This window comes from Kitasatospora phosalacinea, from assembly GCF_030268885.1.
Classification (GTDB): Bacteria; Actinomycetota; Actinomycetes; order Streptomycetales; family Streptomycetaceae; genus Kitasatospora; species Kitasatospora phosalacinea_C.
Genome location: NZ_BSSA01000017.1, coordinates 168,404 through 180,338, shown reverse-complemented (window position 1 = coordinate 180,338; position 11,935 = coordinate 168,404). Strand labels below are relative to the sequence as shown.

11 protein-coding genes are annotated in these 11,935 nt (G+C 74.0%); 1 reads left to right on the top strand and 10 read right to left on the bottom strand.

Going from position 1 to position 11,935, the window contains the following annotated elements:
• Nucleotides 1-126: 126 nt before the first annotated feature.
• The 5 genes from QSK52_RS23775 to QSK52_RS23755 form a co-directional block, all read right to left on the bottom strand.
• Complete coding sequence (locus QSK52_RS23775) at nt 127-1,167, bottom strand: NAD(P)-dependent alcohol dehydrogenase (RefSeq protein WP_285738163.1); 1,041 nt, start codon at nt 1,165-1,167, stop codon at nt 127-129.
• A gap of 59 nt (nt 1,168-1,226) precedes the next feature.
• Nucleotides 1,227-2,015, bottom strand: a complete 789-nt coding sequence (locus QSK52_RS23770) for an SDR family NAD(P)-dependent oxidoreductase (RefSeq protein WP_285738162.1) — start codon at nt 2,013-2,015, stop codon at nt 1,227-1,229.
• 68 nt (nt 2,016-2,083) lie between these two features.
• A complete protein-coding gene (locus tag QSK52_RS23765; RefSeq protein WP_285738161.1) occupies nt 2,084-2,743 on the bottom strand; it encodes a TetR family transcriptional regulator in 660 nt (219 codons plus the stop codon).
• Nucleotides 2,744-2,846: 103 nt separating this feature from the next.
• Entirely contained in the window at nt 2,847-3,629 is a 783-nt protein-coding gene (locus QSK52_RS23760; RefSeq protein ID WP_285738160.1) for a hemerythrin domain-containing protein, read from the bottom strand.
• 234 nt (nt 3,630-3,863) lie between these two features.
• Nucleotides 3,864-4,892 carry an alpha/beta hydrolase gene (locus QSK52_RS23755; RefSeq protein ID WP_285738159.1) on the bottom strand — a complete coding sequence of 343 codons (1,029 nt, stop codon included), beginning with the start codon at nt 4,890-4,892 and terminating at the stop codon, nt 3,864-3,866.
• Nucleotides 4,893-5,229: 337 nt separating this feature from the next.
• On the opposite strand from QSK52_RS23755, the gene QSK52_RS23750 reads away from it, so the two are divergent.
• Nucleotides 5,230-5,976: an SDR family oxidoreductase gene (locus QSK52_RS23750; RefSeq protein WP_435053339.1), complete on the top strand. Its 747-nt coding sequence runs from the start codon at nt 5,230-5,232 to the stop codon at nt 5,974-5,976.
• Between the two features lie 19 nt (nt 5,977-5,995).
• Here QSK52_RS23750 and QSK52_RS23745 read toward each other — a convergent pair whose 3' ends face one another.
• The 5 genes from QSK52_RS23745 to QSK52_RS23725 all read right to left on the bottom strand — a co-directional run bounded on the left by QSK52_RS23745 (nt 5,996) and on the right by QSK52_RS23725 (nt 11,856).
• Nucleotides 5,996-6,238 carry a hypothetical protein gene (locus QSK52_RS23745; protein WP_285738157.1) on the bottom strand — a complete coding sequence of 81 codons (243 nt, stop codon included), beginning with the start codon at nt 6,236-6,238 and terminating at the stop codon, nt 5,996-5,998.
• A 110-nt stretch (nt 6,239-6,348) separates the two neighbouring features.
• On the bottom strand, nt 6,349-8,454 hold the full coding sequence (locus QSK52_RS23740; protein WP_435053338.1) for a carbohydrate binding domain-containing protein: 2,106 nt from the start codon (nt 8,452-8,454) through the stop codon (nt 6,349-6,351).
• A gap of 312 nt (nt 8,455-8,766) precedes the next feature.
• On the bottom strand, nt 8,767-9,939 hold the full coding sequence (locus tag QSK52_RS23735; protein ID WP_352230303.1) for a macrolide family glycosyltransferase: 1,173 nt from the start codon (nt 9,937-9,939) through the stop codon (nt 8,767-8,769).
• Between the two features lie 253 nt (nt 9,940-10,192).
• Nucleotides 10,193-10,531, bottom strand: a complete 339-nt coding sequence (locus QSK52_RS23730) for a P-II family nitrogen regulator (RefSeq protein ID WP_014135467.1) — start codon at nt 10,529-10,531, stop codon at nt 10,193-10,195.
• Nucleotides 10,528-11,856 carry an ammonium transporter gene (locus QSK52_RS23725; protein ID WP_285738156.1) on the bottom strand — a complete coding sequence of 443 codons (1,329 nt, stop codon included), beginning with the start codon at nt 11,854-11,856 and terminating at the stop codon, nt 10,528-10,530. Before QSK52_RS23725 ends, QSK52_RS23730 begins: the two co-directional genes overlap by 4 nt.
• Nucleotides 11,857-11,935 lie beyond the last annotated feature (79 nt).

The following is an 11,935-nucleotide window of genomic DNA, read 5'->3' as shown; positions in this document are numbered from 1 at the left end:
CCGCCTCATGGCCGCCCGCCTCGCCGGCGAGGAGATCGAACCACGCGGCCCCATCGAGACCGAAGCAGCCCGCCGCCTCGCCGACGACCTCAACGATCAGTAGCTAGCCAATTACCCCACACTTTCTCAGCCGTTGGGCAGGATCACCGCCCGGCCGTTGACCTTGCCCGCGTGCAGGCGCTCGTAGGCGAGCGGGGCCTCGTCGAGGCCGTACGTCTCGACGTGCACGTCGACCGCGCCGGCCCGGGCCAGGTCGAGGACCTCGATCAGCTCGGAGCGGCTGCCCCAGTACGGGGAGGTGACGGAGACCTCGTACGGCAGGACGCCGAAGCCGACCGCCAGGGTGCCGCCGCCGATGCCGACGACCGTGACGTCGCCCTCGACGGCGACGAGCTGCCCGGCCAGGGCGGTGGTGGGCGGGGCGCCGACGAAGTCGAACACGGCCTGCGCGCCCAGCCCGGCGGTGAGTTCGCGCACCTTCCCGGCCGCCGCGCCGTCCGAGAGCACCGCCTCGTGCGCGCCGACCGTCCGGGCCAGGGCGAGCTTCTCCTCGGTGACGTCGAGCGCGACCACCCGGGCCGCGGTCATCGTCCGCAGCAGCTGGATCGCGACGTGCCCGAGGCCGCCGGTGCCGATGACGACCGCGGTGGAGCCGGGGACGAGCTTGGGCAGCGAGCGCTTGATCGCGTGGTACGGCGTCAGCCCGGCGTCGGTGAGCGGGACGGTGCGCACCGGGTCGAGGTCGCCGAGCGGGACGAGGTGCCGCGGGTCGTCGACGACCATGTACTCGGCCATCGCGCCGGGCGCGCCCAGCCCGGGCGGCATGATGCCGAGGCTGCCCGCGCGCAGGCAGTAGTTCTCCTTGCCCTCCGCGCACTTGGCGCAGCTGCCGCAGCCCCACGGGCCGTACACCGCGACCGACTCGCCCTCGGTGAGGCCGGTGACGCCCGCGCCGAGCGCGGCGACGGTGCCGACGCCCTCGTGGCCGAGGGTCAGCGGCAGCGGGAACGGCAGCTGCTCGGCGGGCCAGCTCATCACGGCGATGTCGGAGTGGCAGACGCCCGCGGCGGTGACCTTCAGCAGGACCTGCCCGGGGCCGGGCTCGGGGTCGGGGACGGTGACCACCTCGGGGTGGCCGCCGACGGTGCGGTACTGGACTGCCTTCATGGTTTCGACGCTCCTTCGCGCGGATCCCCCCGCGGACGGCCCCCCGGAATCGTTTCGGCTCAGCGGGCGGCGTAGCCGCCGTCGACCAGGTGGTAGCTGCCGGTGACGAAGGACGCCCGGTCCGACAGCAGGAAGGCGGTCAGCTCGGCGACCTCCTCGGCGCGGCCGAGGCGCCCGGCCGGGTGCAGCGAGACCAGCAGTTCGCGTCCGGCGGGGTCGGTGTCCCTGAGCAGCGGGGTGTCGATGAAGCCGGGGCCGACCGCGTTGACCCGCACGCCCTGCGCGGCGTACTCGATCGCGGTGGTCTTGGTCAGCCCGACCACGCCGTGCTTGGCGGCGACGTACGCGGGCGATCCGGCGAAGCCGTTGGTGCCGAGGATGGAGGCCATGTTGACGATCGCGCCGCCGCCCGCCGCGAGGATTTCGGGCAGTTCGTGGCGCAGCGAGTAGAAGACGCCGTCCAGGTTGGTGGCCAGCACCCGGCGCCACGCCTCGGGGTCGTACTCGCCGGTGGGGGCGGACGGGCCGCCGATGCCCGCGTTGTTGACGGCCAGGCGGAGCGGGCCGAGGCTCTCGACGGTGGCCCGGACGGCGGCCCGGACCGAGTCCGGGTCGGTGACGTCGAGCGGTACGGCGAGCGCCTTCGCGCCGGTGGCCTCGATGGCGGCGGCGGCCGCGCGGGCGCCGTCCAGGTCGTGGTCGGCGATCGCGACGTGCGCGCCGCGGGCGGCGAGCAGGGTGGCGGTGGCCAGTCCGATGCCGGAGGCGCCTCCGGTGACGAGGGCGGTGCGGCCGGCGAACTCCCGCTCGACGGCGGGCTCCTGGGTGGCGGGCTCCTGGGTGGTCATGGGTGGTGGTTCCTCTCGTGCGCCGCGCAGGGGTGGGCGCGGTCGGTGCTGTTCCCGTCCGACGGTGGTCAGTCCGGGGGTTCGGCCGCCACCAGGTCGAAGGCGCGGTCGAGCAGGGTGGGCAGGTCGCCCGCGGGGTCGCGCACCCAGGTGCGGGTGGCGGCGTGCAGGGCGGCGACGCCGAGGCCGACGGCGACGGCGGGCCGCAGGTCGGTCTCCGGGTGCAGGCCGAGCCGGGCGGCGACCAGCCGGATCGAGCGCTCCTCCTCGGCGACCGAGATCCGCCGGAACGCGGCGGTCAGCGCGGGTTCCTCGTCGATCAGCACGAACAGGTCGCGCATGCCGGGGCGGCGGTGCCAGGCGGGGTGCTCGGGGTCGGGGTCGTGCAGCCAGGCGGTGACGGCGGCGCGGTAGGCGGCGACCGGCGCCTCGGCGGCGGGACGGGCGGCGAGCGCCTCGTTGATCCGGGCGAAGTCGGCGCGCAGGCAGTCCAGCACGGCGTCCTCGCGGGAGGCGAAGTGGCGGCTGAAGGTGCGCCGGGAGACGTCGGCGGCGTCGGTGACGTCCTCGACGGCGAGGGCGGCGAGGCCGTGCGCCAGGGTGAGGCGCAGCGCGGCGGCGGCCATCGCCTCGCGGGTGCGGCGGGCCTTGCGCTCGCGCCGCCCGGCCTCCCCGGGCGCGGGGGCGCCGGTTCCGCCGGTGGCGGGTGCGGGCTGCTCGCTGCTCATGCCCCCACCGTACTACCGAAAATGTCCCGGCGGGACACCAGTCCCGCCGGGACACCATGCCCGGGTCGCGCTGCTCACGCCCCGGACGCCTCCGGGGCCCGGGTCACTGCCCGGGCGGCCCCCACAGCCGGTCGGTGCAGCGGGCGTAGGTGTCGCGCCAGTGCGGCCAGTGGCGCGCCGTCTCGTCGTCGCAGTCGGCGAGCAACCGGTCGACCCGGGCCGGGTCGACGCCCTCCAGCAGCCAGACCAGGGCGTCGGAGGCGGACGGGCCGTCGGCGAAGCGGAGCAGGTCGAGCAGCTCGGGCAGGGTGCCGATCCGGGAGCCGGGCGGGAAGACGCCCGCCATCCGGGGCAGCAGCTGGCGCTCCTCGATCCGCAGGTGGGTCTCCACCCGGGCGGCCAGCTCCTCGACCGCGTAGGAGACCGACCAGGCGCTGGCCGGGTCGCGGGTGGCGATGCCGACCAGGGTGGTGGTGCGGGTGAAGCACTGGTCGAGGTTGTGGTGGTCGGACTCCAGCCAGTTGAGCAGCAGCCGCAGCTCGGGGGCGAAGCGCCGCAGCACCGGCCACAGCCGGGTGTCCTGCTGCTCGTGGTGGCAGGTGACCATGGCGGTGACGAAGTCCCAGTGCCGCTTGAGCGCCTCGGCCGTCTCGGCGTCGTCGGGCTGGAGCAGGCGCAGCGCCTGCGGGATGCGGGCGAGGTCGCGGCGGACGGCGGCGTGCACCAGCGTGAGCCCGGCGAACGGGATCGGCTCGGCCGCGGCCGGGACGCGGACGGGAGCGGGCGCCGGGGCGGAGGCGGGCGCCCCGCCCTGCCGGGCGGCAGTGCCGTTCCCGCGCTGGGCGGGGGTGGTCGCGGGGCCGACGGGCAGCAGGTGACGGGGCATGGCGCTCTCTTCACGACGGTCTGGGCGGGCCGGAGCGGGGGCCGCGGTGCGGCGAAACCCCGGTCCAGTTCTCCGGTCCACGGCTCCAGGGTGTCCCCAGTGCATCAGGGCCGAATCAACGACCGATTGATGTGCAGGTCAGGACGGTTTCCGGGCCACCCGTGGCGGTTTTTGACGAAGGCTTTGCCTTCGTTCGCGGGCGACGGTCCGCGGGCGACGGTCCGCGGTCCGCGGTCAGTCCGCCTCCGGTCCGGCGGTGTTGGCGGTCAGCCACTCCAGCGTGGTGGGGATCATCTTCTTGAAGTCCGAGGTGAGGTGCTTGCCGCCGGGCTGCTCGTAGTACTCGACGGTGGTGGGTGCCTTGGCCTTGGCCACCCAGTTCTTCACCAGCTTGGTCTCGTACGCGTTGGCGCCGCCCGCGGTGGCCAGCATCCGCACGTCCGCGGTGCCCGCGGCGACCAGCTGGTCGGGGCTGTTGGCCAGCCGCTCCTGCTCGTGGCCCTTCCAGAGCGGCGAGTCCGGGTTCCAGTAGCCGTCGATCGGCACCGCGGCCTTGAACACGTCGGGGTGCTGCAGGGCGAGCTTGGCGCTGCAGAACGCGCCGGTGGAGGCGCCCATCACGGCCCAGCCGTCCCGGCCCCTGACGGTGCGGAAGTTGGCGCGGACGAAGTCCGGGAGGTCCTCGGCCATCCAGGTGCCGATCTTCGGCTGGCCGGGGATGTCGGCGCACTCCAGCGCCTTGGACTCGTTGGAGTCCAGGTTCTGCACCGGCATGATCATGATGAACGGGTGGGCCTTGCCCTGGGCGACCAGTTCCTGGTCGATCTCCTGGATCGGCAGCTGGTTGTCCGTCCAGGTGTTGTAGCCCGCGCTCTGCCCGCCCGCGTACAGGGTCAGCACCGGGAAGCCGGTCTTCGCGTACTTCGGGTCGTCGTACTGCGGGGGCAGCCAGACCCAGACCTTCCCGCTCACCCCGGACTTGGCGCCGGTCAGGGTGGTCATCAGGATCGGACCGGCCTTGGTGTCGCGGGCCTTCGAGAACTGGGCGGCCGGGCCGGTCGGCATCAGCACCTTGGACGGCTTCGGCGGCGGGCTGCTGCTCGCCGGCGCGGCCGGCGCCGCGGGGCTCCGGTCGGCGGAGATCGCCGCCCGGGCGTCGGACGCGCTGCCGGAGCTGCCGCAGGCGGTGAGCGGGACGGCGAGGGCGAGCAGGGCGGCGGCGGCCGCGGAGCGGCGGACGGCGGAACGGGGCTGCGGCAGCACGGTGGTCTCTCCGGGCGGGGGGCCGACCCGACAGCCGGGTGCGGCCCCTGGTCAGTGAGGGCCGGGGACGCCGCGACACTGCCACCGGCCGCCCCGGGGTGCGGCCCCGGCCGCGCACGCTGCGGCGGTCCGGGCCTCCCGTGATCCTATGACGTGCCGCCCCCGGGCCCGGTTGCGACGGGGCCCACGACCCGCCGGTCGGCGGGGGTGGTTCCCGCCGGTCGGCGGGGGTCGGCCGCGGCCCGGGGCGGGATTGGACGTTCCTCCGGCTGACGCGGCGCCCCGCCCCGGCGATCATGGGGTTCCGCGTCCGGAAACCACCCCGAGGAGTGTGCGCGTGTCCCAGCAGGTTGCCGTCATCACCGGTGCGGGCAGCGGCGTCGGCCGCGCCGTGGCCCGCGAACTCGCCTCGACCGGCTGGCGGCTGGTGCTGGCCGGGCGCCGGGCCGGGGCGCTGGCGGAGACCGCCGCCGGGCTCGGGCCCGACCGGGTGCTGGCGGTGCCCGCCGACGTCACCGACGAGGAGCAGGTGGAGGCGCTGTTCGACGCCGCGGCCGGGCACTTCGGCCGGATCGACCTGCTGTTCAACAACGCCGGGACGTTCGGCCCGTCCGCCCCGGTCGAGGAGGTGGCGGCGGACGACTGGCGGGCCGTGGTCGACCTCAACCTGACCGGCGCCTTCCTCTGCGCGCGGGCCGCCTTCCGCCGGATGAAGGCGCAGGACCCGCAGGGCGGACGGATCGTCAACAACGGCTCGATCTCCGCCCACGTGCCCCGCCCGCACGCGATCGCCTACACCGCGACCAAGCACGCCGTCACCGGCCTGACCCGCGCCCTGTCGCTGGAGGGCCGCCCCCACCGGATCGCCTGCGGGCAGATCGACATCGGCAACGCGGCCACCGACATGACGGCCGCGATGGCCACCGGGGTCCGGCAGGCGGACGGCCGGATCGCGCCCGAGCCGACCATGGACGTGGCGGACGTGGCCCGGACGGTGCGGCACATGGCGGAGCTGCCGCTGGAGGCGAACGTGCAGTTCGCCACCGTGATGGCCACCGCGATGCCGTACGTCGGCCGGGGCTGACGGCCCGCCGCCGGACGCCTCACTCGTCGTGCGAGTAGCGGTAGCGCGGCCGCGCCCCGTCCGGGTCGTAGCGGTACACGCTGGTGGTGGGCCACTGCTCGCCGCGCGCCGGGTCGGGGAGTTCGGCGCGCAGCACCATCCGCAACGACGGCGGCGGCGCGCTGGGGCGGACCCGCTTGAGGTGTCCGTCCCAGCGGCCGCCGCAGAGCTCGACGTCCAGGATGGGGGTGGGGGGCTGGAGGGTGGGGGTGGGGGTGCTCACCCGCCCGATGCTTCCAGCGCGGTGGAGTCCCGGCTCCGCAGGAGCCGGGACTCCACCCGTTCGGGCGGTTCGGCCGCCCAGGCCGTTACTCCGCGGCCACCGGCGCGGGGTCAGTTCCGCCAGGTGTCGCTGAGCACGACCTGGCCGGTGGCCGGGACGGTCGCGGTGCGGTTGGCCCCGCTCTCCCAGGTGACGTTCCCGGCGGCGTCCTTGCGGACGTACTTGTACTGGAAGGCGGTTCCGGCGCCCATCGCCACGTCCAGCTTCCACACCGGGTAGGCGGCGGAGGACAGCAGCAGCGCCTTCGAGGTGTCCCAGCCGCCGAGTGCGGCGGCGTCGCCGACCACGTAGATGTTCTGGCCGACCGTGGTGGTGGCGTTGACCGCGAAGGACGCGCCGCTGGTGGCGGAGGTGGCCGTCGGGGTGGGGGTCGGGCTGGGCGAGGCGGTGGCGCACGGGTCGCCGGAGCCGATCACGCCGTCCTTGACGGTGACGTTGCCGGTGCCCAGCGCGTAGTTGGCGCTGTTGTTGTTGTCCCAGGTGCCGGAGCCGTTGTTGAAGGTGGCGGCGAGGCCGGTGGCGCTGCCGAGGGCGGCCGTGTACTTGACCCAGCCGGTGCAGGCGGCGGTCATCGCGACGCCGGGGGCGGTGGTCCAGGTGCCGCCGGTGGGCGCGTAGTGCAGGTAGTAGGCCGACCAGTTCTTGTCGGTGGAGTAGAAGACGGTCGCGGAGTTGCTGCCGGCGGTGGCCGTCGGGGTCGGGGTCGGGGTGGGCGTGGCGGTGGAGCCGCCGCCCGCGCCGACGTACAGGGCGACCGCCTCGCCCGCGCCGACGGTGGCGGTGAACCTGCCGTCCGCACCGACGGTGTAGCTCTGGCCGGTGCAGCCGCCGCCGCTCACCGGGTCGCCGTGCTGGACGTCGCAGTAGCTGCCGGCCGGCAGCGAGGTCTGGAAGGTCTGGGTGATCGGGCCGGACTCCCGGTTGATCGCCACGTAGCCCTTGCTGCCGCGGCCGAAGCCGATCGCGTTGTTGCCGTTGGACCACCAGTTGGTCATGCCGGTGCCGGAGACCGCGTTGCGGAAGCCGACCATGTTGGCGACCTGGCGCCAGGCGTGGGTGCAGTTCCAGCCGTCCTGGTAGCAGGCGTTGACCGTGCCGCCGTTGGGCGGGCCGTCGTCGTTGTTGCTGAACGCGTAGCCGGAGTAGACGTTCGGCGAGCCGTACGGGTTGGCCAGCAGGAAGACGTTGGCCAGCGTGTAGGCGGAGCCGTACTTGTAGTTCAGGGTCGAGCCGTTGCGCTCGGTGTCCCAGTTGTCGACGAAGGTGCGGGCCTGGGCGGAGCCGAGCAGGCCGCTGCCCCAGCTCTGCAGGTCGGAGATCCTGCCGCCGTTGAAGGCGCTCTTCAGCCAGGTCGCGGAGCGGAACTCGTCGACGTCGCCGTTGCCGGTGTACTCGGAGGGCTGGACGGCCTCGCCCGCGCCGTAGATGACCTCCTGCACCCAGTAGGCGTTCGGGTTGCTCATCCTGGCCTTGATGGCGGCCAGGTCGCTCGCGGCGATGTGCTTGGCGGCGTCGATCCGGAAGCCGTCGACGCCCAGGGTGAGCAGGTCGCTCAGGTAGTTGGCGATGGTCTGCTGGACGTAGGCGGAGCCGGTGTCGAGGTCGGCCAGGTTGACCAGTTCGCAGTTCTGCACGTTGGAGCGGTCGCCGTAGTTGCTGATCGCCTGGCGGCAGGAGTGGAAGTCCTGGTCCTGGTAGTAGCCCGGGTAGTTGTACTTGGTGTAGGCGGTGCCGCCGGTGCCGGTGCCGCTGCCCGCGGTCATGTGGTTGACCACCGAGTCGGCGATCACCTTGACGCCCGCGGCGTGGCAGGTGTTCACCATGTTCTGGAACGAGGTGCGGTCGCCGAGCCGGCCCGCGATCTTGTAGCTGACGGGCTGGTAGGAGGTCCACCACTGGGCGCCCTGGATGTGCTCCTGGGGCGGGGAGACCTCGACGAAGCCGTAGCCCTTGGGGCCGAGGGTGTCGGTGCACGCCTTGGCCACCGAGTCGAACTTCCACTCGAACAGGGTGGCGGTGACGTCCTTGCCGCCCGGAGGGGTGGCGGTGGCGGTGGGGGCGAGCGTGAGCCCGGCGCCGACCGAGAGGCCGAGCGCGGCGAGCGCGGTGGTGGCGGCGGCGAGGCGCCTTCTGCGGACGGGGGCGGAGGTGGGCAAGGGAGCACTCCTGGGGGAGGCCCGGGCCGCGGACGCAGGTCGCGGAACGGGGGGCGGCAGGGTGGGGGGCCGCGACGGCGGGGGTGGTGCCGTCAGCGCGACGGGGGGACGGTCGCTACTGCAAGGAAGCCGCAAGAGCGTTGAAACTTGCTGGAAACTTGCAGTGGCATGACCATAGGGTCCGCCCGGACGCCCGTCAAGGGAGGCTGCACGCCCGTGACCTGCCCTTGATCCCTCCGGAAACGGGAGCGCCGGCCCGCCGCTGACAGTTCGTCGACGGCGGACCGGCGCTCCCCGCGCGGCCGCGGCGGCTCAGCCCAGCTGCTGCTCGATCAGGTCGCAGGCGCGGGCGGTGCCGCCCTCGGACCTCGCCCGCGCGCTCAGCTCCCGCGAGCGGGCCGCCACCCGCGGGTCCCCGACCAGCTCGGCCAGTGCGGTCCGCAGCGCCTGCGGCGTGGCGTCCGCGGTGTCGATCCGGCGGGCCACGCCGAGCTCGACCAGCCGGTCGGCGTTCATGAACTGCTCGGCGGCCTGCGGCACCGCGATCATCGGCACCCCGGCGAGCAGCCCCTCCCCGCAGCCGCCCATCCCGGCGTGCGTGACGAAGGCGTCGGCCTGCGCCAGCACCGACCGCTGCGGCACCCAGGGGTGCACCTCGACGCCGGGCGGGACCTCGCCGAGCTCCGCCGGGTCGGTGTGCCTCCCGATCTGCAGCACCAGGTGCCAGCCGGGCAGGTCGCCGAAGGCGGCCAGGCAGGCGCGGTAGAACTCCGGCTGCCGGGTGAACGCCGAGCCGAGCGAGACCAGCAGCACCTTCTCCGCCCCGGCCGGGCGCCGCCAACCGCCCTGCTCGGCCCGCAGGTCGAAGCAGGGGCCGACGAAGTCCACCGCCCCGCGGTCCACCCGGTCGGCGTGCGGCTGCATCGCCTCGGTGATCATCGCGACGACCCGGGCGGGCCGCCCGGAGAACGCGTCCACGTCGAGCGTGGTGGCGCCGCTGCCCGCCAGCCACTCGGCGAAGCGGGCGAAGTAGGCGTCGGCGCCGGGCAGTTCGCGCAGCTGCCCGCCGACCTCCTCCTGGTACCCCTCCCAGCCGACGATCGTCGGCGAGAGCTGCACGACCGGCCGCCGCTGCGCCTCGGCCAGCGCCCGGGCCGCGTAGGCGCCGATGTCGTACAGGTAGAGGTCGGCCGGGTCGGCGTCGTAGTGCGTGCGCAGCCGGGGCAGCACCGCGATCGCGTCCTCCAGGAAGAGGCGCATGGCGCCGATCGCGTCCGCGGGCCAGTCGTGGTCGGCGACCGGCAGGGTGGAGGGGTACGGGACGAGCTCGGCACCGGTGGGGGCGATGAGTTCGGCGACCGCGGGGTCGTTGGCGTACGTCACCCGGTGGCCGCGGGCGACCAGCTCGCGGATCACCTCCAGGCTCGGGCGGACGTGGCTGACGGCCGGGATGCCGACCATGGCGATGTGGGCACGACGGGTCATGCGGAGAGCACCTGCTTCCGTTCTACGGGGGCGTGGACGACACACCGCACCGCCGGGGCGCCGCCGAAGGGCGCGCGGGCGGGCGGGACGCACGGGCTCGGGGCGCTGCCCCGGCCGCGTCAGCCGTAGATCTGCTGGAAGGAGGACACACCGGGACCATAGCCCGGGACCGGCGGACCCGCATCCGATTAACCGGCGCGAACGGCCCCCGGGAGCCGGAACTCCCGGGGGCCGCCGTCGGATTGACGTACCGTCAGACCGCGTCCGGACCGCGCTCGCCGGTGCGGACCCGGACGATGCCGTCCACCGGCACCACCCAGACCTTGCCGTCGCCGATCTTCCCGGTCCGGGCGGCGGCCACGATCGCGTCGGTGACCCGCTCGGCGTCCTCGTCCTCCACCACCACCTCGATCCGGACCTTCGGCACCAGGTCGATCCGGTACTCCGCACCGCGGTACACCTCGGTGTGGCCGTGCTGCCGCCCGTAGCCGCTGGCCTCGGTGACGGTCAGGCCGTGCACGCCGAGTTCCTGCAGCGCGGTCTTGACCTCGTCCAGCTTGAACGGCTTGACGACGGCGGTGATCAGCTTCATACCGTGCGGGTCCTGTCGGAGGCGGGCGCACCGTGCGGGTGCACGCTGGCGTGGGCGCTGGCGGAGCCGTGGCCCAGGACGCCGTGATCGTACGCGTTCTCGGCGTGCACGGCGAGGTCCAGGCCGGTGAGTTCGTGCTCGGGCGCGGCCCGGAAGCCCATCACCCGGTCGATCGCCCACCCGATGCCGTACGTCGCGCCGAACGCGTACCCGGCGACCACCAGCACCGCGACCAGCTGCTTGCAGAGCTGCCCGGGGCCGCCGCCGTGCAGCAGTCCGGCGGGGCCGCCGGTCATCGTGGCGGTGGCGAACAGGCCGATCAGCCCGGTGCCGAGGACGCCGGCCACGAAGTGCACGCCGACCACGTCGAGCGAGTCGTCGTAGCCGAGGCGGAACTTCCAGCTGACCGCGTAGCAGCAGACCACGCCGGCGGCCAGGCCGATGACCAGGGCGCCGAACAGGTCGACGCTGCCGCAGGAGGGGGTGATGGCGACCAGTCCGGCGACCGCGCCGGAGGCGGCGCCGAGGGTGGTGGCGTGGCCGTCGCGCTTCTTCTCCACCACCAGCCAGCCGAGCAGGCCCGCGCAGCCCGCCGCCTGGGTGTTGAGGACCGCGGCGGCGGCCAGGCCGTTGGCGCCCATCGCGGAGCCGCCGTTGAAGCCGAACCAGCCGAACCAGAGCAGGCCCGCGCCCAGCAGCACCAGCGGCAGGTTGTGCGGGCGCATCGCCTCCTTCTTGAAGCCGAGGCGCGGGCCCAGCAGCAGGGCCAGGGCGAGGCCGCTGGCGCCGCAGTTGACCTCGACGACGGTGCCGCCCGCGAAGTCGAGGGCGCCGAGGTGCCTGAGGATCCAGCCGTCGGGGGCGAACACCCAGTGCGCGACCGGGACGTAGACCAGCAGCGTCCACACGGCGGTGAAGGCGACCCAGGAGCCGAACTTGGCGCGGTCGGCGATGGCGCCGGAGACCAGCGCGGCGGTGATGATCGCGAAGGTCAGCTGGAAGGTCGCGAACAGCAGGGTGGGGACGTCCCCGGTGAGGCTGTGCGGGGTGATCCCGGCCATGCCGAGGTGGTCGAGCGAGCCGATCAGGCCCCAGCCCGCGTCCTTGCCGAAGGCCAGCGAGTAGCCGGCCAGCAGCCAGACCACGGTGACCACGGCGATCGACACGAAGCTCATCATGATCATGTTGAGCACGCTCTTGGTGCGCACCATGCCGCCGTAGAACAGCGCGAGGCCCGGTGTCATCAGCAGCACGAGCGCGGTGCAGGCCAGCAGCCAGGCGGTGTCGCCGCTGTCCAGGGTGGGTGGGGAGTCAGCGAGGAGCATGCGGGGAGTGTCGCCGGGCCGGATTTCGCGCCGTCGTCACCGGTGTTTCGGCAGTGTTTCGTGTTGCCCGGGGGTTTCC

What these genes read in the sequence shown, in the direction of transcription:
- QSK52_RS23775 (WP_285738163.1), bottom strand. Translation starts at nt 1,167, where the DNA reads ATGAAGGCAGTCCAGTACCGCACCGTCGGCGGCCACCCCGAGGTGGTC.
- QSK52_RS23770 (WP_285738162.1), bottom strand. Translation starts at nt 2,015, where the DNA reads ATGACCACCCAGGAGCCCGCCACCCAGGAGCCCGCCGTCGAGCGGGAG.
- QSK52_RS23765 (WP_285738161.1), bottom strand. Translation starts at nt 2,743, where the DNA reads ATGAGCAGCGAGCAGCCCGCACCCGCCACCGGCGGAACCGGCGCCCCC.
- QSK52_RS23760 (WP_285738160.1), bottom strand. Translation starts at nt 3,629, where the DNA reads ATGCCCCGTCACCTGCTGCCCGTCGGCCCCGCGACCACCCCCGCCCAG.
- QSK52_RS23735 (WP_352230303.1), bottom strand. Translation starts at nt 9,939, where the DNA reads ATGACCCGTCGTGCCCACATCGCCATGGTCGGCATCCCGGCCGTCAGC.
- QSK52_RS23730 (WP_014135467.1), bottom strand. Translation starts at nt 10,531, where the DNA reads ATGAAGCTGATCACCGCCGTCGTCAAGCCGTTCAAGCTGGACGAGGTC.
- QSK52_RS23725 (WP_285738156.1), bottom strand. Translation starts at nt 11,856, where the DNA reads ATGCTCCTCGCTGACTCCCCACCCACCCTGGACAGCGGCGACACCGCC.